The following is a 21,156-nucleotide window of genomic DNA, read 5'->3' on the forward strand; positions in this document are numbered from 1 at the left end:
AGAAAAGAACTTGGAACAAATTAAAGTTCCAAGTTACTTTCACATTAATTACTCAGTCACTTCTGCTTCGTCAGCTTCAGCAACTGGAGTACTCACTTTATCGTATTTAACGTCACTATAACGTCTCATACCTGTACCAGCTGGGATAAGTTTACCGATAATAACATTCTCTTTAAGTCCAAGTAAGTCATCGCGTTTACCTTTAATAGCAGCATCAGTAAGTACACGAGTAGTTTCTTGGAATGAAGCCGCAGATAAGAAGCTTTCTGTTTCAAGAGATGCTTTAGTAATACCAAGTAATACTGGTTTTGCAGTAGCTGGGCGTTTACGTTCTTTAAACGCTTCTCTATTTGCATCAGTAAAGTTATGAATATCTACTAATGAACCTGGTAGAAGTTTAGTGTCACCAGCTTCAATAATTCTTACTTTACGTAACATTTGTCTAACCATTACTTCAACGTGTTTATCATCAATTTCTACACCTTGCATACGATAAACTTTTTGCACTTCTTTAAGTAAGTAGCTTTCAGTCGCGTTTAAACCAGCAACAGCTAAGAAGTTCTTAGGTTCAATAGAACCTTCAGTTAATACTTCTCCACGTTCTACTGATTGGCCAATTTCTACTTTAATTCTTGAAGTACCTGAAGCAAGATAAGATCGTGTTTCATTAGCGCCTTTAATCACAATTTCTTGTTGGCGATCTTTTGCTAATTTAATATCTTCAACGACACCTTCGATTTCAGTAATTACCGCTTGACCTTTAGGGTTACGTGCTTCAAAGATCTCTTGGATACGAGGAAGACCTTGAGTGATATCGCTTCCTGCTACCCCACCTGTATGGAAGGTACGCATTGTAAGTTGAGTACCAGGCTCACCAATTGATTGAGCGGCAATAGTACCAACTGCTTCACCTACTTCAACTTTTTCACCTGTAGCAAGGTTTTTACCGTAACATTTTTCACATACACCATGACGAGTATTACATGTAAATGCTGAACGGATATACATTTTTTCAATACCTGCATCTGTAATTTTCTTAGCAATTTCAGGTGTGATTAATTCATCAGGACGAATAATGATTTCATCCGTTTCAGGATGACGAATTGTTTCTTTAGAATAACGGCCTTCAATACGTTCGATAAATGGTTCAATCATTTCTGTACCTTCTTTAATATCAGAAACTAATAAACCACGGTCCGTACCACAATCTTCTTCACGAACGATAACATCTTGTGCAACATCAACAAGACGACGAGTAAGATAACCTGAATCGGCTGTTTTAAGTGCTGTATCGGCAAGACCTTTACGCGCACCATGAGTTGAGATGAAGTATTCTAATACTGTTAAACCTTCACGGAATGATGAAGTAATTGGTAACTCAATAATTTTACCTGATGGCGCAGCCATTAATCCACGCATACCGGCTAATTGTGTGAAGTTAGATGCGTTACCACGGGCACCTGAGTCACTCATCATAAAGATTGGGTTTGTTTTTTCAAGTGATTGCATTAATTCGCCTTGAATTTGATCTTTAGCATCTGTCCAAATTTCAACAACTGCATTGTAACGTTCATCTTCAGTGATTAAACCACGATTAAATTGTTTAGATACACGTTCTACTAATTTTTCGTGTTCATCTAAAATTTGTTGTTTATCTGGAAGTACTACGATATCAGATACACCAACTGTAATACCAGCTTTAGATGAGAACTTGAATCCTAAGTCTTTCATGCGATCAAGCATCATTGATGTATCTGTGATGCTAAATCTGTTAAATACTTCAGCAATAATATTACCTAAGAATTTTTTGTTGAAAGGTGCAGTAAGTTCTTGCTCTTCGAAGTAAGCTTTAAGACCACCTTCACCTAATTGTGTTGGATCAACAAAATATTTATCAGGTGTTTTATCTTCTAAGTTTTCTTGAGTAGGCTCATTAATATATGCAAATGAATCTGGAATGATTTCATTAAAGATCACTTTACCTACAGAAGTAGCTAAAATTTTATTATTTTGTTCTTCTGTAAATGTAGGGTTATTAAGTGAACGCGCATGTAAACCTATACGAGTGTGTAGATGAACATAACCATTTGCATATGCTTTAAGTACTTCATTTGTATCATTAAAGATTATACCAGTATTTACAGCATCTTTACGTTCTAAAGTTAAGTAATAGTTACCTAATACCATATCTTGTGATGGTGTAACAACTGGTTTACCATCTTTAGGGTTCAAGATATTTTGTGCCGCTAACATTAACATACGTGCTTCAGCTTGTGCTTCTTTAGATAATGGTACGTGTACCGCCATTTGGTCACCATCAAAGTCAGCGTTATAAGCTGTTGTTACAAGTGGATGTAAACGGATTGCACGCCCTTCTACTAAAGTAGGTTCGAAAGCTTGAATACCTAATCTGTGAAGCGTTGGCGCACGGTTAAGTAATACTGGGTGTTCTTTAATGACATCTTCTAATACATCCCATACTTCATCATCCATGCGTTCAATTTTACTTTTCGCATTTTTAATGTTTGTTGCGATTTCACGTTGAACTAATTCTTTCATGACGAAAGGTTTAAATAATTCAAGTGCCATTTCTTTTGGAAGACCACATTGATACATTTTTAAGTTTGGTCCTACCGCGATAACTGAACGACCTGAGTAGTCAACACGTTTACCAAGTAAGTTTTGACGGAAACGACCTTGTTTACCTTTTAACATATGTGATAAAGATTTCAATGGTCTATTACCTGGACCAGTTACTGGACGACCACGACGACCATTATCGATTAGTGCATCTACTGCTTCTTGTAACATACGTTTTTCGTTTTGAACGATGATACCAGGAGCACCAAGATCTAATAAACGTTTCAAACGATTATTACGGTTAATAACACGACGATATAAATCATTTAAATCACTTGTTGCAAAACGTCCACCATCTAATTGAACCATAGGACGAATTTCTGGTGGAATAATTGGTAGTACATCTAAAATCATCCATGAAGGATTATTTCCAGAATTTCTAAATGATTCCACAACTTCTAAACGTTTAATTGCACGTGTTAATCTTTGTCCAGTTGCTGATTCTAATTCATCACGTAATGCTTTTAATTCTTCATCTAAGTCAATTTCTTCTAATAGGTCTTTAATACCTTCTGCACCCATTTTTGCTACAAATTGACCTGGGTATTTATCATAATATTCTCTGAATTCAGCTTCAGATAATAATGATTTTTTCTCTAATCCAGTTGGACCTGGATCTACAACCACATAAGAAGCAAAATAAATAACTTCTTCTAATGATCTTGGAGACATATCTAATAAAAGACCCATACGACTTGGGATACCTTTAAAGTACCAAATGTGAGAAACAGGTGCTGCTAATTCAATATGACCCATTCTTTCACGACGAACTTTAGATTTTGTGACTTCTACACCACAACGGTCACAAACCATGCCTTTGTAGCGTACACGTTTGTACTTACCACAACTACACTCCCAGTCTTTTGTAGGTCCAAAAATTCTTTCACAGAAAAGACCATCTTTCTCAGGTTTCAAAGTACGATAGTTAATTGTTTCTGGTTTTTTCACTTCACCATATGACCAAGAACGGATTTTTTCAGGTGAGGCTAAACCGATTTTCATATAATGGAAATTATTTACATCAATCAAGGAGCCTACCTCCTTCAATTTAGATTAGCTGTGCTATTTGATTGATTTACATTTACTGAAACTGACATCACATACATAAGATGCACATCAGTGCGCAATCTAAATCTTGATGAGATTAAAATTACGCAACTCATGTTTATTCATCTTAAATTTATAATTTTATTATTCGTTAGTTTCTTTTTGAGTTTCTGGAACATCTTTTTGTTGTAAATCTACTTTGCGCTCAGTTGCATCTTCATCATCAACATCGGCCATTTCGATTTCATTATCATGTTCATCCATAACTTTTACATCTAAACCTAAACTTTGTAATTCTTTCATCAATACTCGGAATGATTCAGGAACACTTGGTCTTGAAATGTTTTCACCTTTAACGATAGATTCGTATGTTTTAACACGACCTACAGTATCGTCAGATTTATAAGTTAAGATTTCTTGTAATGTGTATGCTGCACCATAAGCTTCAAGTGCCCATACCTCCATCTCACCGAAACGTTGTCCACCGAATTGTGCTTTACCACCAAGTGGTTGTTGTGTAACAAGTGAGTAAGGTCCAGTTGAACGCGCATGCAATTTATCGTCAACCATGTGAGCAAGTTTAAGCATATACATTACTCCAACAGAAATACGATTATCGAATGGTTCACCAGTACGTCCATCATATAATACTGTTTTACCATCACGTGCCATACCAGCCTCTTCGATTGTAGACCATACATCATCGTCGTTTGCACCATCGAATACTGGAGAAGCAACATGAATACCTAAGTTTTTAGCAGCCATACCTAAATGTAACTCTAAAACTTGTCCAATGTTCATACGTGATGGTACACCTAGTGGGTTTAACATGATATCGATTGGACGTCCATCTGGTAAGTAAGGCATATCTTCTTCAGGAACAATCTTAGAGATAACCCCTTTGTTACCATGACGACCACACATTTTGTCCCCAACATGGATTTTACGTTTTTGAACGATATATACACGAACAAGTTGGTTCACACCTGGTGATAAAGTATCATCGCCTTCTTCACGATTAAATACTTTAACGTCTAGAACGATACCACCTGCACCATGTGGCACACGTAATGAAGTATCGCGAACTTCTCTTGCTTTTTCACCAAAGATGGCGTGTAATAATCGTTCTTCTGCAGTTAATTCTGTGACACCTTTTGGCGTTACTTTACCAACTAAGATATCTCCATCTTTAACTTCTGCACCGACGTATATAATACCACGATCGTCTAAGTTTTTAAGTGCATTTTCAGAAACGTTAGGAATATCACGTGTAATTTCTTCAGGTCCTAATTTAGTATCACGTGCTTCAGATTCGTATTCTTCAATATGAATTGAAGTATATACATCGTCTTTAACTAATCGTTCACTCATGATAACGGCATCCTCATAGTTATATCCGTCCCAAGTCATGAAACCTACAACGACGTTACGACCTAATGCCATTTCTCCTAATTCCATTGAAGGACCATCAGCTAAAATTTCATTGTATTCTACAACGTCACCTACAGAAACGATTGGACGTTGGTTATAACAAGTACCAGAGTTTGAACGTTTAAATTTAGCTAATGGGTAACGGTCTAATTCGCCTTCATGTTCAGTTCCATTTTCCTCAACTAAACGACGAACTAGGATTTCATTAGACTCAACATGTTCAACACGACCTCTATGTTTTGCAGTAATTGCTGCACCAGAGTCACGAGCTGCCACATGTTCCATACCTGTACCCACAAATGGAGCTTCAGGATTCATCAATGGTACTGCTTGACGTTGCATGTTCGCACCCATTAACGCACGGTTAGAGTCATCGTTTTCAAGGAATGGGATACAAGCTGTCGCTGCTGATACTACTTGTTTAGGTGATACATCCATGTAGTCCATTTTTTCTTTTGCCATAACAGTATTGTTACCACGGAAACGACATACCACTTCATCATCTAGGAAACGACCATTTTCATCTAAACGAGAATTGGCTTGTGCAACTACATAGCTATCTTCTTCATCAGCAGTTAAATAATCAATTTGATCAGTAATTGAATTTGTATCAATATCTACTTTACGATATGGTGTTTCGATAAAACCAAATTCATTTACACGTGCATAACTAGATAATGAGTTAATTAAACCAATGTTTGGTCCCTCTGGTGTCTCAATTGGACACATACGACCATAGTGAGAATAGTGTACGTCACGAACTTCCATTTGTGCACGTTCACGTGTTAAACCACCAGGTCCTAAAGCAGAAAGACGACGTTTATGTGTTAACTCTGCTAATGGGTTAGCTTGGTCCATGAATTGAGACAATTGAGAACTACCAAAGAATTCTTTAATTGAAGCAATTACAGGTCTAATATTAATTAATTGTTGTGGTGTAATTGAATCAGTATCTTGAATAGACATTCTTTCGCGAACGACACGTTCCATTCTAGATAAACCAATTCGGAATTGGTTTTGTAACAGTTCACCTACTGAACGTAAACGACGATTACCTAAATGGTCAATATCATCTGTATAACCAATACCATTCAATAAGTTAAAGAAATAACTCATTGAGGCAATAATATCTGCTGGTGTAATACATTTCACTTCTGAATCAGGTAATGCATTACCAATCACTGTTGTAGTGCGTTCTTCTTCATCATTTGGAACATACACTTTAATTGATTGAATTTCTACAGGTTCATCAATAACGCTACCTTCTAACTCGAACACTTCACTGTTTGCATTTGACTCTAAAACATTCATAATTTCGTCTAATTTACGACGATCTAAAACTGTTCCTTCTTCAGCAACAATTTCACCTGTTTCGCTGTCAACGATTGGTTCAGCTAATTTTTGGTTAAATAAACGATGTTTTAGGTGTAACTTTTTATTTGTTTTATAGCGACCAACACTTGCTAAATCATAGCGTTTAGGGTCGAAGAAACGTGAATATAATAAGCTTTTTGCGTTTTCAACTGTTGGTGGTTCACCAGGACGTAAACGTTCATAGATTTCTAATAAAGCTTGTTCAGTATTTTCAGTACTATCTTTTTCAAGCGTATTACGTAAGTATTCACTATCTCCTAATAAATCGATAATTTCTTGATCACTAGAGAATCCTAAAGCACGTAATAATACTGTTAAAGGTAATTTACGTGTTCTATCAATTCGAACGTAAACGATGTCTTTAGCATCTGTTTCATATTCTAACCACGCGCCACGGTTTGGAATAATCGTTGCGTCGTAATTTTCACGTCCATTTTTATCTATTTTTTCATTAAAATATACTGATGGTGAACGTACTAATTGTGAAACGATAACACGTTCTGCACCATTAATTACGAACGTACCAGTATCCGTCATCAATGGGAAGTCACCCATGAAAACTTCTTGTTCTTTAACTTCACCAGTTTCTTTGATAATGAGACGTACTTTAACACGAAGAGGTGCAGCATAAGTAGCGTCACGGTTTTTTGATTCTTCTAAATCATATTTTGGTTCACCTAATCTATAATCCACAAATTCTAAAGATAGGTTTCCAGTGAAATCTTCAATTGGTGAAATATCACGGAACATTTCTAATAAACCTTCTTTTAAGAACCAGTCATAAGATTTAGTTTGAATTTCTATTAAGTTAGGTAATTCTAATACTTCTGAAATTCTCGCATAATTTCTACGTTTACGATGTCTTCCATATTGGACAACTTGACCTGCCAAACAGATTCACCCCTCAAATATTGTGTTGAACTTATACACAAAATTTCACATAACAAGACAAAAAGAAAACGGCAACACAATTGATGACACCATTTTCGATTCTTCTCTTATTCTTGTTTATCGTGCTCAATTTGCGTAAAAGTACACACTTGTTGAACATAAATTTTTACATTTTATAACTATATCAGAATACCATTTTGAAATCAACCTTTTTGGCTCTTCAATATATAGTACCCTTTACTTTTGTTCACAGTTTCTACATTATTAAATATTTCTTCCATTTTCTTTTTAGCAGAAGGCATACCTTGCTTTTTCTGAATGACAACATAGAGTTCACCTTGATTTTTTAGCTTTTGATATGCTTCTTCAAAGATTCGATGAACAACATTTTTCCCAGCTCTAATTGGTGGATTTGTTAATACAAAGTCAAAGTATTCATTCTCAACTTGTGACAGACCATCACTTTCTGTAATGATGACATTATCAATTTGATTTTGCTTTTTGTTCTTTTCAGCTAAATGTAAAGCTCGATGATTCACATCCACCATAGTCATTTGATGGTGTGGTGACACTTTAGCAATCATTAAACCAATAGGACCATAACCACAGCCAACATCAATGATACGTTTACTTGGACCTGGTGGATGTTCATTTAAAAACGTTCGTACTAATAAATCAGACCCAAAATCTACTTTTCCTTTTGAAAAAACGCCCGCATCTGTCGTTAGTTTTAACTGAGATTTATGATAAAAGTATTGAATTGTTTTTTCATCACTTTGTACTTCAGGATTTTCATCATAGTAGTGACTCATGATTTCACCTCTTTATTTGTTCATCTATTTGATTAGAAAATGAATTAAAACCCCGTTATCAACAATAACGGGGTTTTAATTTCTCAAAGAATGCAAGTAATCATTAACGCTTTCACTCTAAAGTGACTAAGTTAAAATGATTTACTTATATATTAAGTTAAGATACTAGAATTATTTTAATTCTACAGTAGCTCCAACTTCTTCTAATTGTTCTTTAAGTTTTTCAGCATCTTCTTTAGCAACAGCTTCTTTGATTACTTTAGGAGCGTTGTCTACTAATTCTTTAGCGTCTTTTAAGCCTAAGCCAGTTGCTTCTTTAACTGCTTTAACAACTTTGATTTTTGAAGATCCAGCTGAAGTTAATTCAACGTCAAATTCAGTTTTTTCTGCGCCAGCGTCTCCGCCACCAGCTGCACCAGCTGCTGCTACAGGAGCTGCTGCTGTTACACCAAATTCTTCTTCAATTGCTTTTACTAAATCGTTTAATTCTAATACTGACATTTCTTTAATTGCTTCAATGATTTGTTCTTGATTAGCCATTTTATTATTCCTCCATTTATTTTAAAATTTTATGCGCAATTATTCAGCGCTTTCTTCTTTTTGTTCTCCAACAGCTTTAACCGCATAAGCGAAGTTGCGTACTGGAGCTTGTAATACTGATAAAAGCATAGATACAAGACCATCGTGTGAAGGTAATGAACCAACAGTTTTAACTTCTTCTGCTGAGATAACGTTACCTTCCATAACGCCTGTTTTAATTTCTAAAGCTTCATGTTCTTTAGCAAATCCTGAGATCACTTTCGCTGGAGCAACTACATCATCAGTAGTTGTAGCGATAGCTGTAGGACCAGTTAAGAATTCATCTAAGCCTTCGATACCTGCTTTTTCAGCTGCACGACGAACTAATGTGTTTTTGTATACTTTATACTCAACACCAGCTTCACGTAATTGAGCACGTAAATCAGTTACTTCCGCAACCGTTAAACCACGGTAGTCCACAATAACAGTTGAAACTGAATTTTTAAGTTGTTCAGCGATAACGTCAACTTGTTGTTTTTTAGCTTCAATAATAGCAGACATTCAGACACCTCCATTTTTATTTTTGGTGCTTTTTTAATAAAAAAAGCACTTTCTACCCACGGCAAAAAGTGCTTGAAAGATCATTATAATAATCATCACGTTCAAGTCAATTTTAGCCTCGGTAGGATATTGTTTTAAGTTAAAAATTAACTCCTACTGTCTTAGGTAAAATAATCACAATAAATAATATAACTTGTTTATTGTGATATGTCAATTGTTTTTTTTAAAAAAGACTGGAAGAAAATGTATCTTATCTTTTTCAAAATAAGCAATTATTATCTACCAGTCTATAATCTATTAATATATTTAAAATTAAAGTTTAAATGCTGAAGTATCTACTTTAACTCCAGGACCCATTGTTGTAGTTACAGCAACAGATTTGAAGTAAGTACCTTTAGCAGATGCTGGTTTAGCTTTAGCTAAAACATCTTGTAAAGCATTAAAGTTTTCAACTAATTTTTCTTCGTCGAAAGATACTTTACCAATCGTAGCATGTACGATACCTGCTTTTTCAGCACGATATTCAACTTTACCAGCTTTAATTTCTTCTACAGCTTTTTTAACGTCCATAGTTACTGTACCAGTTTTAGGGTTTGGCATTAAACCTTTAGGTCCTAATACACGACCTAATTTACCAACTTCACCCATCATGTCAGGTGTTGCTACTACTACGTCAAAGTCGAACCAACCTTGTTGGATTTTTTGAGCATATTCAGATTCACCTACGTAATCTGCGCCTGCTTCTTCTGCTTCTGTAATTTTATCACCTTTAGCGAAAACTAATACACGTTGTGATTTACCAGTACCGTTTGGTAGCACTACTGCACCACGGATTTGTTGGTCATTTTTACGTGTATCAATACCTAAACGGAATGCTACTTCAACTGATGCATCAAAGTTAGCGATACTAGTTTCTTTAGCTAATTTAATTGCTTCTTCAACACTATAGTATTTAGTACGGTCAACTTTATTAGCTGCTTCTTGATACTTTTTACCTTTTTTAGCCATTTATTGTTCCTCCTTTAGTGGTTTTAGCGGAATTTCCTCCCACGCTTACTTGTGTGATTTACACAAGTTAAGAGCAGATAACAGATGATGTCAATAATAAATATTAATTTACTAAAGACTAATCATAGACAATATATGTTGTCGTTTCTGTTACCTGCTATCGTCTATCAGTTTATTTCAAATTCAAACTAATTTTCATTTAATAATTATTGTACAGTGATACCCATACTACGTGCAGTACCTTCGATAATACGCATAGCTGCTTCTTCGTCTGCAGCGTTTAAGTCTTGCATTTTTGTTTGAGCAATTTCACGTACTTGATCTTTAGTTACTGTAGCAACTTTAGTTTTGTTTGGTTCACCAGAACCTTTTTCAACGCCAGCTGCTTTTTTAAGTAGTACTGGAGCCGGTGGAGTTTTAGTAATGAATGTAAATGAACGATCTTCATATACACTGATTTCTACCGGAATGATTAAACCTGCTTGTTCTTGTGTACGTGCATTGAATTCTTTACAGAATCCCATGATGTTCACACCTGCTTGACCTAATGCTGGACCAACTGGTGGTGCTGGGTTCGCTTTACCTGCAGGAATTTGTAATTTAACTACTTTTTCTACTTTTTTAGCCACGATGTGCACCTCCTTGATATCGTGATGTGGTCACAGGGCTCAGTTTTGCCCTCCCACTCATAAACATTTCGTGACGAAATGAGCGTTCTAAAAACGCGACCACATTATTTTAACATTAAACTTAATTGAAAATCAATAGTAAAATTTCATCTTTTTAAGCAAATCATACTTTATAATTTAAAATGATTATAATTTTTCTATTTGATCGAATTCTACTTCGACTGGTGTTTCTCTACCAAACATATCGACTAATACAGTTAATTTAAATTTATCTGCTTCGATTTCTTGAACTTCACCAACTTGATTTGCAAATGGTCCTGATTTGATGCGGACTTGTTCACCTACATCTAATTCTACATCAATTGTTTTTTCTTTAAGTCCCATTTGTTTTAAGATAAATCTCATTTCTTCAGGAAGTAATGGATTAGGTTTTGAACCTGCACCTGCTGAACCAACAAATCCTGTGACACCTGGTGTATTACGTACAACATACCATGATTCATCTGTCATAATAAGTTCTACTAAAACATACCCAGGAAATGTCTTTTTAACTTGTTTTTTTGCTTTCCCATCTTTAACTTGTGTTTCTTCCTCTTCAGGTATGACAACTCTAAAAATTTGCTCTGTCATATTCATTGATTCTACTCTTTTTTCTAAATTCTTTTTAACTTTATTTTCATATCCAGAATACGTATGCACTGCGTACCAACGCTTAGTCCCAACTTCTTCAGACATGTTGTCACTCCTTACTCTTATCTAAATAATTCAATTAAATTACCAATACCTACGTCTAATACCCAGAAAAAGACCATAAAGAAAATTACTGTAGCTACTACAATGACAGTATATTTAAAAAGTTCTTCTTTCGTAGGCCAACTTGTTTTTTCCATTTCGCTTTTAACGCCTTGGAAGAAACTTTCTTTATTCTTACTTGCGTCTTTATCTTTAGCCATAACCTTACCTCCATGCTCTTCAAAGTATATACTTATAAACTCATTACTTTGATTCTTTATGCATCGTGTGTTCATTACATCTGGAACAATATTTCTTCAGTTGTAATCTCTTAGCTGATGTTTCTTTTTTAGGTACATTATAATTTCTGCTACCACACATTTCACAAACTAAAGGTACTTTTCTCACATCAATTCACCTTTGCTCATATTAATACCAGTATACTATACATAAACTTATAATAAACTGTCAAACTCGTACTAAAATACTTAACATTTGTATTTTAATAAATATTGTTTCATTTTTATTTTACAACGTTGAATACTATTGTAAACTACTTTATCTTTTACATTTAGTCTTTTCGCTATTTCTGATGGGGAATAATCAAGTAGAAGTAAATTTGCAACTTCTCTTTCAAACATACTTAACTTCTTAAAACTATCTATCAAGTCTTCTTTACTTAATCTAGTTAAATATAGTTCTTCCGTCCTTTTTATCATTTGATTCAAACGATATTCTACTACACATTCATTGATTAACAATTGTTGACGTTGATTAAACGCATAACGTTTTCTCCAAAAATCTTTTTTTACAGAATAAACTAAACGATTTAAATAATGTTCGAATGGAACATTCGTATTAAAATTAAATGTGTGTAAAGCTAAATATATCTTTAACGAGGTATCTTGAATTAAATCTTCCAGTTCTTGATGATCTATACCTAGCATTCTAAACTTCATCATAAGTTTAGGACGTATCACATTCATTATATTTGCGAATAACTGTTCTTTCTCCAATGTATTTTGGCTATATTGAAAAGCTTTAAATATATCTTCTAGTTGTCGAAAATGATAAGTCATATACAAAACCTTTCTTTATAAGTTAGGCACATTGTATAAGACGCATCTTTTAAATATCAAGACTGTATTATTTATGTTTTTTACCATATCCTCGTCGTATTTTTTCAAATTCTGCAAGTACATCTTTTGATAACGAAATTCGAGTTCTTGGTTTACGTTCATTAAAATCATCTACTGATTTACTAACCGTCATTGCATTCTCTTTTAAATCTCGCCACATTTCTCTAGATGAAACACGATATGCACCTGCTCCAAAAATAGCATGTTGCTCGCTCATATCGCTAGTCACTACTGTAATATGTGTCGTATGTTTATTGTATAAATTATATACATAACGCTCAATATAGCTATCTGCAGTTTCTTTTTCTTTCGTAAAAACTGTTTTAACACCATGATACATGTATTCTCTTTCTATACCAGATTGTTCATATGCATCAAATACACATACAATCTCATCAGCGACAACTGCATTGTAATTGGCAATCACATCTAAGAGTTGTTCACGTGCTTCCTCTAAACTTTCTCTTGCTACTTTACTCAATTCCCTTGATTGACCAATCATATTGTAACCATCAATAATTAGATATCTATCTTTCATTGGGTGTCTCCAATTTGATGTCGTTTTCGATAGACTTCATACATCATTAAACTAGCAGCTACAGAAGCATTTAAGCTATTAACATGGCCTACCATAGGAATTTTAATATAGAAATCACATTTATCTTTAACCAATCTACTCATACCTTGCCCTTCACTACCAATTACGATAGCCAATGGCATATCAGCAGCCATATTGCGATAATCTGTAGCATTATCCGCTTCAGCTCCTGCTACCCAATATCCATTATCTTTCAGCTCATCAATTGTTTTTGATAAATTTGTAACACGCATCACTGGGACATGTTGAATCGCACCTGTTGACGCTTTTGCGACAGTTTGTGTGAGCGCAACAGAACGTCTCTTAGGGATAATAACTCCATCTACTCCACTTGCATCTGCCGTTCTAATGATCGAACCAAGATTATGTGGGTCTTCTAAACCATCTAAAATAATTATTGTAGAAAGGCCTTCTTTTTCTTTTTGAGATTGAATAAACTGATCAAAATCTGCATATTCGTATGGTGCAATCAGTGCAGCTACACCTTGATGAGGTGCATTTGCTAAATTATCTAATTTGGATTTTGGAACAGTTTGTATAATCAATTTCTGTGCTTTAGCATTTTTTAAAAGATCATTAATTTGCTGCTTTCTTATTCCTTCTTGTATCCAAATTTTATTTATTGTATGACCAGACACAATTGCTTCTTTAACAGCGTGTCTACCGACAATAACGATATCTTCCACTATGTTCACTACCTTTCATCAACAATTTGTACAATCGTATCAAGTAACGCATCTAATCGTTCATTTTGATGATCTAAATAAAGAAATCCTATAACAGCTTCTAAACCTGAACTTTTACGATACGTTTGTACATCTGTATTTTTAGCTTTCGTATAACTTTTAGCGTTACGGCCTCTTCTAACAATATCTAGTTCTTCTTCAGTAAACCATTCTTTTGTTATTAATACCTCGAGCGTTTGTGCTTGGCTTTTTGCAGACACATATTGTTTCGATACTTGGTGTAAGCGATTCGGTTTACTCTGTAATTTAAGCACAATGTATTCACGTACATGCTGGTCTAATACAGCATCTCCCATATAAGCTAACGTTAATGGGTTTAATAGCTTTGCATCCATATTAACCCCTTCTAAATCTTACACCTTGAGGCGTATCTTCAAGAATAATATTTTGTTCTTTTAGCATATCTCTAATTTCGTCAGCTCGAGCAAAATCTTTATTTTTACGTGCTTCATTACGTTCTTCGATAAGTTTTTCTATGTCTTCATCAAGTAATACATCATTTTCTTTTCCTTCTAATGGCACACCTAATACGTCACTAAAAATGTGATATACTTCTTTAAAGCGCTGAATCACTTTAGTAGATGTTGTATTTTCTAATACATATTTATTAGCTAATTTCGATAAATCATACCATGCAGTTACAGCATTTGCTGTATTAAAATCATCATCCATTACAGCTTCAAATTGTTTTAAAATATCATTAATTTGATCAATATAGTCTGTTTGTGTTTCTAAATCAGTTGTGATTGCTTCTCTTTCTTTAATTAATTGATAACTATTACGTATACGCTCTAATCCACTTTTAGCAGCATTCACTAATTCAACGTTATAGTTGATTGGACTTCTATAATGAACACTGATCATGAAGAAACGTAATACATCTGGATCAATTTCTTTAATAATATCGTGTACTAAAATAAAGTTACCTAATGATTTACTCATTTTTTCATTATCTATATTAATGAAACCATTATGCATCCAATAATTAGCAAAAGGCGCGTGATTGTGTGCTTCAGATTGCGCTATTTCATTTTCATGATGTGGAAATTGTAAATCTGATCCTCCTGCATGGATATCAATTGTTTTTCCCAATTCATGATAAGCCATTACAGAGCATTCAATATGCCATCCTGGACGTCCTTGTCCAAATGGGCTCTCCCAACTAATTTCTCCAGGTTTTGCCTTTTCCATAGCGTAAAGTCCAATGCATCCTCTTTTTGTTCACCTGCTTCTATACGAGCGCCAACTTTTAAATCATCAATAGACTGATGACTTAATTTACCATATCCATCAAATTTACGGGTTCTAAAATACACATCTCCATTACTTTCATATGCATAACCTTCATCTACAAGTTGTTTAATGAAGTCAATGATTTCATCCATATGATTCATTACTCGCGGATTAGATGTCGCTCTTTTAACATTAAGTGCCCCTACATCTTCATAGAATGCCTTGATATATCGATCAGCAATTTCTGGCACACTTTCATTTAATTCTTTAGACCGATTAATGAGTTTATCATCTACATCAGTAAAATTAGATACGTAATCAACCGTATAGCCTTTATATTCAAAATATCGACGTACCACGTCATAATTAATTGCTGGACGGGCATTACCAATATGAATGTAATTATACACTGTAGGTCCACATACATACATTTTTACCTTACCAGGCTCAATAGGCTTAAACACCTCTTTTTGACGTGTTAAAGTATTATATAATGTAATCATCTTTAATCTCTCCATTCTTAGCTTTTTCCAATTGTCGTTCTAGTTGCTTAATTTGTTCAAATAAAGGATCAGGCAAATTACGATGATCAAATGTTTTCCCAATTCGTTTTCCTTCTTGTTTAACAATATGACCTGGAATGCCTACAACTGTTGTATAACTTGGCACAGATTGTAAGACTACTGAATTCGCACCAATATTAACATTAGAATTAATTTGGATATTTCCTAAAACTTTTGATCCTGCTGCAATTAAAACATTATCTCCAATATCTGGATGACGCTTTCCTTTTTGTTTACCTGTACCACCAAGTGTCACGCCTTGATAAATAGTTACGTTATCTCCAATCGTACATGTTTCACCAATGACTACACCCATACCATGATCAATAAATAGACGTTTTCCGATTTTTGCTCCAGGATGAATTTCAATTCCTGTAAAAAAGCGAGATACTTGTGAAATCATTCTCGCCAAAACGTAGTGTTTTTTATTATATAATTTATGTGCAATTAAGTGACTCCATACCGCATGCAAGCCTGCATAAGTTGTGATTACTTCAAATGTTGTACGTGCTGCAGGGTCTTGTTCAAATACCATTTTTACATCATCTTTCATTCTTTTTATCAAGACGCTCGCCTCCCCATTTTCTATATATTATGAATATCTTACAGTCCATGTATAATAATTCAAATATTTAAAAAAAGCGCCCCTAACATTAACTGCTAGAGGCGCTATTGCACGGTTCCACTCTTCATTTTAGATAAAGTAAGTTGATGAACATACTAGTCTACCTTATCATACTCATTTCTATATTTAATTGAACATTCAAAGGTGCATTCGATATAGATAATGATATGCTCACAGCAACCGCATACTCTCTAACAACATTATCGTATATTTACTAATCCTTTAACTAACATATGTTTAATTTTATCATAAGAAGTTTTTTATAAAATTTCAAGTTTAAACATGTGTGTCTGACTTATTATATTAACATTGTTTTAAACATATTTTTTTAAACGAGATAGTACTTTTTCTTTTCCTAATACTTCAATTGTATTCGGTAATTCAGGACCATGCATTTGACCAGTCACTGCTACACGAATAGGCATAAATAATTGTTTACCTTTAATACCCGTTTCTTTTTGTACTTCTTTAATCGTTTTTTTAATTTCAGCAGCTTCAAATGGTTCAAGCGCTTCTAATTTACCATATAAATGAGACATTAATTCAGGAACTTGTTCGCCATTTAATACCTCTTGTTCTTCTTCACCTAATTCAGGCATATCATGGAAGAACATTTCTGATAACGGAACAATTTCTCCTGCATAACTCATTTCTTTTTGATAAAGACCAATTAATTTGCGTCCCCATTCTCTATCTTCTTCACTTGGATTTTCAGGAATTAAATTTGCTTTGATCAAGTGTGGTAAAGCAAGCTCAAATACTGTTTCTGTATCTTTTGTTTTCATATATTGGTTGTTAACCCAAGCTAATTTTTGTCTATCAAACATTGCTGGAGATTTAGAAAGACGTTGTTCATCAAAAATCTTAATGAATTCTTCTTTAGAAAAGATCTCATCTTCACCTTCAGGAGACCAACCTAGTAAAGCAATAAAATTGAATAACGCTTCAGGTAAATAACCTAAATCACGATATTGCTCGATAAATTGTAAAATTTGGCCATCTCGTTTACTTAATTTTTTACGTTGTTCATTTACAATTAATGACATATGCGCAAAACGTGGTGATTCCCAACCAAATGCTTCATAAATCATTAATTGCTTAGGTGTATTTGATACATGATCATCTCCACGAATAACATCAGAAATTTCCATATAGTGATCATCTACTGCTACCGCGAAATTATACGTAGGGACGCCATCTTTTTTCACGATAACCCAATCTCCAATATTATTAGAGTCAAAAGAAATTTCTCCTTTAACCATATCATCAAATGTATATGTTTTATCTTTTGGAACACGGAAACGAATAGCGGGTTTGCGTCCTTCAGCTTCAAATTGTTGACGTTGTTCTTCAGTTAGATGTGCATGTTTACCGCCATATCGTGGCATTTCTCCACGAGCAATTTGAGCTTCACGTTCTTCTTCTAATTCTTCTTCAGTCATGTAACATTTGTATGCTTTATCTTCATCTAATAATTGTTGAATAAGTGGATTATAGATGTCTGCACGTTCAGACTGACGATAAGGACCATGACCTTTGTCTTTATCGATAGATTCATCCCAATCTAAGCCTAACCATTTTAAGTTATCAAATTGTGAAGATTCTCCATCTTCAAGATTTCTTTTACTATCTGTATCTTCAATACGTACTACAAAATCTCCATCATAATGTTTAGCAAATAAATAATTAAATAATGCAGTTCTTGCATTTCCGATGTGTAAATATCCAGTTGGACTTGGCGCATATCTTACTCTTACGCGTTCACTCATTCGTTTCACTCCTAATTTTGTTATTCATTCTTTATAGCGAATGATTTCTTTCATTAGAAAAAAGTTATCCCAAACAATCTTTAAAGAATCGTTTTTGAATAACTTTAACTTCTAATCTATACTTAGATCAACTTCGCATTTCCTTATTATTGTAGCATTAATTGGCTGGTTTGATAAGTCTATTGCTGTTGTTGTTACGTTACTCATCAATATCTCATAGCGAAAAATGTTATACAATAATTTATAAATGAATACGTTTCACATGAAACCCTTTTCTCTATTCACTTAAGGACTCCTCTATAGTCTTAGCAAATATAATACGACCAGATGATGTTTGTAATAAACTAATGACTTCTAATTCAACCTGTTTACCTATAAGAGATTTGGCATGATCTACAACTACCATTGTTCCATCATCTAGATATCCTACCCCTTGGCCAGGTTCTTTACCCATTTTAGTTAATAAAATATTAAGTCGGTCACCTTGATGAACATTGGGTTTAATTGCTTCTGACAAATCATTAACATTTAATGCAGTAATCCCTTGAACATGACATACCTTATTCAAGTTGAAATCGGTTGTAATGACATGAGCATGATAAACTTGAGCTAATTCAACTAACAGTTTGTCAATATCACTATGAGATTTTTGAGGATGAATCACACGAGTTGGATAGTCTAAATCATAAAGTTGATTTAAAATATCTAATCCACGTTGTCCTTTTTCACGTTTGATACTATCATTAGCATCTGCAACTACTTGTAATTCATTTATAACTCCTTGAGGAATAAGAATTTCTCCATCTATAAATCCGCATTTAATAATATCTAAAATTCTTCCATCAATAATTGCACTTGTATCTAACAGTTTAGGTATGGCGCTGATATTATTTTTAGACATTGAACGTGCTATATTTTCTGGCAAAAACATAAGCATTTCATCACGCTTTTTCAAACCAAACTGGAATCCTAAATAACATAATAATAATGTAATAATAATAGGCACAAGGTGATTTAATATAGAATTTCCTATCATTTCTAAAATAAATGAAACCATTACTGAAATAAATAAACCAACGACTAATCCTAGTGTAGCAAACAAAATTTCAACTGCACTACGTTGCATAATCCAAATTTCAGCTTCTTTAAGTAATCGTGTTACTTTATTAATAAATAACCCAAATATTAGAAAGAATACAATCATCCCTATTAAACCATCAACATAATGATTAGTATAAATGGGATGGTTGTTCATACCTAAATCATTTAAAATTTCTGGAATTAACATGATTCCAAATGATGCACCAAGAATGATGTAGATTATAATAATAATTCCTTTTAATACCTTCATACGTTATCACCCCTTTAAATGCCTATGATGAGCGATTACTAAACGCATATGTTAAGGCATCATGTACCGTTGTCACACCAACGACCTGAACACCTTCTGGGAATGTCCATCCACCTATATTCGTTTGGGGAATAATCACTCTCTTAAATCCTAGTTTTGCCGCTTCTTGTACACGTTGCTCGATACGCGATACTCGTCTTACCTCACCAGTTAATCCCACTTCACCAATATAACAATCCAAACCATCTACGGCTTTATCTTTAAAACTTGAAGCAGTCGCTACAATAATACTTAAATCTACAGCCGGTTCAGTAAGTCTCACTCCACCCGCTACTTTAATGTAAGCATCTTGTTGTTGTAAAAGATAATTTTCTTTTTTCTCTAAAACAGCCATAAGTAAGCTAAGTCGATTGTGGTCGATGCCTGTGGCCATTCGTCTTGGATTATTAAATGTAGTAGGTGTTACTAGAGATTGCACCTCAATCAATAGTGGTCGTGTGCCTTCCATAGTAGCCACAATTGTTGATCCTGGAACATTTGTAGAGCGTTCTTCTAAAAACATTTCTGAAGGGTTTTGTACCCCTTTCAAACCACTTTGTTTCATTTCAAAAATACCCATTTCATTTGTTGAACCAAAACGATTTTTAACTGCTCTTAGAATTCGATAAGCATGGTGTTCATCACCTTCGAAGTATAAAACTGTATCTACCATATGTTCTAATAGTCTTGGACCAGCAATTTGCCCTTCTTTTGTTACGTGACCTACTATAAAAGTTGCGATATTCATTTGTTTTGCAATATTCATTAAACTTTGTGTACTTTCTCGAACTTGTGATACTGAGCCAGGTGCTGAACTAATCTCAGGATGATAAATCGTTTGAATTGAATCGACAACAAGTATGTCTGGGCGCTCTTGTTCCACGGTTTGATGAATAACTTCTAAATCTGTTTCAGCTAGTACATTTAAATTACTAGAGTCTTCCTCTAGACGATCTGCACGCAATTTCGTTTGATTTAGTGATTCTTCACCCGTGATATAAAGTACATTAAGTTTCTGTGATAACGATGCACAAATCTGTAATAATAATGTAGATTTCCCAATACCCGGGTCGCCGCCAATCAGTACGAGTGATCCACTAACAATTCCACCACCAAGTACACGATTAAATTCTTTAGAGTCCGTTTGAACTCTCGGTGTTGCCTCATGCTTAATACTATTTAATTTCTGTACTTTTGCTTGTGTCTCTTTTGCTTTTACGCCATGCTTTGGATTGGAAGTCTTTTCAATAATTTCCTCCATTTGATTCCAAGCACCACAATTCGGACATTTTCCCATCCATTTAGGAGACTGATATCCACAAGCCATACATTCGAAAATTACTTTTTTCTTGGCCAAAACTGCACCTCCGATTTTTTTGAACATATCTATTTTATATGTATCCAGTTATAATGACAAATTTAAATATATATATAAATGAAAAGAAGAGT

At 34.2% G+C, this 21,156-nt stretch carries 18 protein-coding genes, 1 pseudogene and 1 other annotated feature; all 19 genes and pseudogenes read right to left on the reverse strand.

Translation table 11 applies throughout. The features are described from left to right. Nucleotides 1–48: 48 nt before the first annotated feature. Nucleotides 49–3,642, reverse strand: a complete 3,594-nt coding sequence (gene rpoC / locus HMPREF2930_RS02195) for a DNA-directed RNA polymerase subunit beta' (RefSeq protein ID WP_161800526.1) — start codon at nt 3,640–3,642, stop codon at nt 49–51. Nucleotides 3,643–3,831: 189 nt separating this feature from the next. Then, nucleotides 3,832–7,383 (reverse strand): DNA-directed RNA polymerase subunit beta, encoded by a 3,552-nt coding sequence (gene rpoB / locus HMPREF2930_RS02200; RefSeq protein WP_002449020.1) that lies wholly within the window; start codon nt 7,381–7,383, stop codon nt 3,832–3,834. A 203-nt stretch (nt 7,384–7,586) separates the two neighbouring features. After that, nucleotides 7,587–8,195, reverse strand: coding sequence for a class I SAM-dependent methyltransferase (locus HMPREF2930_RS02205; RefSeq protein ID WP_017175316.1), 609 nt, complete (start codon nt 8,193–8,195; stop codon nt 7,587–7,589). Nucleotides 8,196–8,366: 171 nt separating this feature from the next. Beyond that, nucleotides 8,367–8,735 carry a 50S ribosomal protein L7/L12 gene (rplL, locus tag HMPREF2930_RS02210; RefSeq protein WP_002488409.1) on the reverse strand — a complete coding sequence of 123 codons (369 nt, stop codon included), beginning with the start codon at nt 8,733–8,735 and terminating at the stop codon, nt 8,367–8,369. Between the two features lie 39 nt (nt 8,736–8,774). Beyond that, nucleotides 8,775–9,275 carry a 50S ribosomal protein L10 gene (gene rplJ, locus HMPREF2930_RS02215; RefSeq protein WP_002449049.1) on the reverse strand — a complete coding sequence of 167 codons (501 nt, stop codon included), beginning with the start codon at nt 9,273–9,275 and terminating at the stop codon, nt 8,775–8,777. 30 nt (nt 9,276–9,305) lie between these two features. After that, nucleotides 9,306–9,459: a sequence feature (ribosomal protein L10 leader region), on the reverse strand. Nucleotides 9,460–9,587: 128 nt separating this feature from the next. Beyond that, entirely contained in the window at nt 9,588–10,283 is a 696-nt protein-coding gene (gene rplA / locus HMPREF2930_RS02220; RefSeq protein ID WP_017175315.1) for a 50S ribosomal protein L1, read from the reverse strand. Between the two features lie 206 nt (nt 10,284–10,489). Next, entirely contained in the window at nt 10,490–10,912 is a 423-nt protein-coding gene (rplK, locus tag HMPREF2930_RS02225) for a 50S ribosomal protein L11 (RefSeq protein WP_001832298.1), read from the reverse strand. 186 nt (nt 10,913–11,098) lie between these two features. After that, nucleotides 11,099–11,647 carry a transcription termination/antitermination protein NusG gene (gene nusG, locus HMPREF2930_RS02230; protein ID WP_017175314.1) on the reverse strand — a complete coding sequence of 183 codons (549 nt, stop codon included), beginning with the start codon at nt 11,645–11,647 and terminating at the stop codon, nt 11,099–11,101. Between the two features lie 17 nt (nt 11,648–11,664). Then, nucleotides 11,665–11,865, reverse strand: a complete 201-nt coding sequence (secE, locus tag HMPREF2930_RS02235) for a preprotein translocase subunit SecE (protein WP_017175313.1) — start codon at nt 11,863–11,865, stop codon at nt 11,665–11,667. A gap of 43 nt (nt 11,866–11,908) precedes the next feature. Beyond that, the gene (rpmG, locus tag HMPREF2930_RS11175) at nt 11,909–12,052 is read right to left on the reverse strand and encodes a 50S ribosomal protein L33 (protein WP_049336738.1); all 144 of its coding nucleotides are present in this window, start codon (nt 12,050–12,052) and stop codon (nt 11,909–11,911) included. Between the two features lie 80 nt (nt 12,053–12,132). Further along, nucleotides 12,133–12,723 carry a sigma-70 family RNA polymerase sigma factor gene (locus HMPREF2930_RS02240; RefSeq protein WP_017175312.1) on the reverse strand — a complete coding sequence of 197 codons (591 nt, stop codon included), beginning with the start codon at nt 12,721–12,723 and terminating at the stop codon, nt 12,133–12,135. Nucleotides 12,724–12,790: 67 nt separating this feature from the next. Further along, complete coding sequence (locus tag HMPREF2930_RS02245; protein ID WP_017175311.1) at nt 12,791–13,321, reverse strand: NYN domain-containing protein; 531 nt, start codon at nt 13,319–13,321, stop codon at nt 12,791–12,793. After that, nucleotides 13,318–14,067, reverse strand: a complete 750-nt coding sequence (gene rlmB, locus HMPREF2930_RS02250) for a 23S rRNA (guanosine(2251)-2'-O)-methyltransferase RlmB (protein WP_070597223.1) — start codon at nt 14,065–14,067, stop codon at nt 13,318–13,320. The genes HMPREF2930_RS02245 and rlmB overlap by 4 nt, the downstream gene beginning before the upstream one ends. Before the next feature lie 8 nt (nt 14,068–14,075). Next, nucleotides 14,076–14,462: a Mini-ribonuclease 3 gene (locus HMPREF2930_RS02255; protein WP_017175309.1), complete on the reverse strand. Its 387-nt coding sequence runs from the start codon at nt 14,460–14,462 to the stop codon at nt 14,076–14,078. Nucleotide 14,463: 1 nt separating this feature from the next. Then, a pseudogene (cysS, locus tag HMPREF2930_RS02260) lies at nt 14,464–15,863 on the reverse strand (cysteine--tRNA ligase). Continuing rightward, nucleotides 15,847–16,476: a serine O-acetyltransferase gene (cysE, locus tag HMPREF2930_RS02265; protein ID WP_170999993.1), complete on the reverse strand. Its 630-nt coding sequence runs from the start codon at nt 16,474–16,476 to the stop codon at nt 15,847–15,849. The pseudogene cysS and the gene cysE overlap by 17 nt, the downstream one beginning before the upstream one ends. Nucleotides 16,477–16,862: 386 nt before the next feature. Beyond that, nucleotides 16,863–18,317 carry a glutamate--tRNA ligase gene (gene gltX, locus HMPREF2930_RS02270; RefSeq protein ID WP_017175306.1) on the reverse strand — a complete coding sequence of 485 codons (1,455 nt, stop codon included), beginning with the start codon at nt 18,315–18,317 and terminating at the stop codon, nt 16,863–16,865. Between the two features lie 277 nt (nt 18,318–18,594). Beyond that, nucleotides 18,595–19,668: a PIN/TRAM domain-containing protein gene (locus tag HMPREF2930_RS02275; RefSeq protein ID WP_017175305.1), complete on the reverse strand. Its 1,074-nt coding sequence runs from the start codon at nt 19,666–19,668 to the stop codon at nt 18,595–18,597. A gap of 22 nt (nt 19,669–19,690) precedes the next feature. Continuing rightward, nucleotides 19,691–21,064: a DNA repair protein RadA gene (gene radA / locus HMPREF2930_RS02280; protein WP_017175304.1), complete on the reverse strand. Its 1,374-nt coding sequence runs from the start codon at nt 21,062–21,064 to the stop codon at nt 19,691–19,693. Between the last annotated feature and the right edge of the window lie 92 nt (nt 21,065–21,156).

This window comes from Staphylococcus sp. HMSC068C09, from assembly GCF_001813735.1.
In the GTDB taxonomy this organism is placed as follows: Bacteria; Bacillota; Bacilli; order Staphylococcales; family Staphylococcaceae; genus Staphylococcus; species Staphylococcus hominis.

Excerpts from the sequence above, each read along its gene's own strand:
- rplA (WP_017175315.1), bottom strand. The coding sequence starts at position 10,283 with ATGGCTAAAAAAGGTAAAAAGTATCAAGAAGCAGCTAATAAAGTTGAC.
- HMPREF2930_RS02255 (WP_017175309.1), bottom strand. The coding sequence starts at position 14,462 with ATGGATGCAAAGCTATTAAACCCATTAACGTTAGCTTATATGGGAGAT.
- HMPREF2930_RS02275 (WP_017175305.1), bottom strand. The coding sequence starts at position 19,668 with ATGAAGGTATTAAAAGGAATTATTATTATAATCTACATCATTCTTGGT.
- rplL (WP_002488409.1), bottom strand. The coding sequence starts at position 8,735 with ATGGCTAATCAAGAACAAATCATTGAAGCAATTAAAGAAATGTCAGTA.
- rpoC (WP_161800526.1), bottom strand. The coding sequence starts at position 3,642 with ATGAAAATCGGTTTAGCCTCACCTGAAAAAATCCGTTCTTGGTCATAT.
- gltX (WP_017175306.1), bottom strand. The coding sequence starts at position 18,317 with ATGAGTGAACGCGTAAGAGTAAGATATGCGCCAAGTCCAACTGGATAT.
- HMPREF2930_RS02240 (WP_017175312.1), bottom strand. The coding sequence starts at position 12,723 with ATGACTTATCATTTTCGACAACTAGAAGATATATTTAAAGCTTTTCAA.
- rplJ (WP_002449049.1), bottom strand. The coding sequence starts at position 9,275 with ATGTCTGCTATTATTGAAGCTAAAAAACAACAAGTTGACGTTATCGCT.
- HMPREF2930_RS02245 (WP_017175311.1), bottom strand. The coding sequence starts at position 13,321 with ATGAAAGATAGATATCTAATTATTGATGGTTACAATATGATTGGTCAA.
- cysE (WP_170999993.1), bottom strand. The coding sequence starts at position 16,476 with ATGAAAGATGATGTAAAAATGGTATTTGAACAAGACCCTGCAGCACGT.
- secE (WP_017175313.1), bottom strand. The coding sequence starts at position 11,865 with ATGGCTAAAGATAAAGACGCAAGTAAGAATAAAGAAAGTTTCTTCCAA.
- HMPREF2930_RS02205 (WP_017175316.1), bottom strand. The coding sequence starts at position 8,195 with ATGAGTCACTACTATGATGAAAATCCTGAAGTACAAAGTGATGAAAAA.
- nusG (WP_017175314.1), bottom strand. The coding sequence starts at position 11,647 with ATGTCTGAAGAAGTTGGGACTAAGCGTTGGTACGCAGTGCATACGTAT.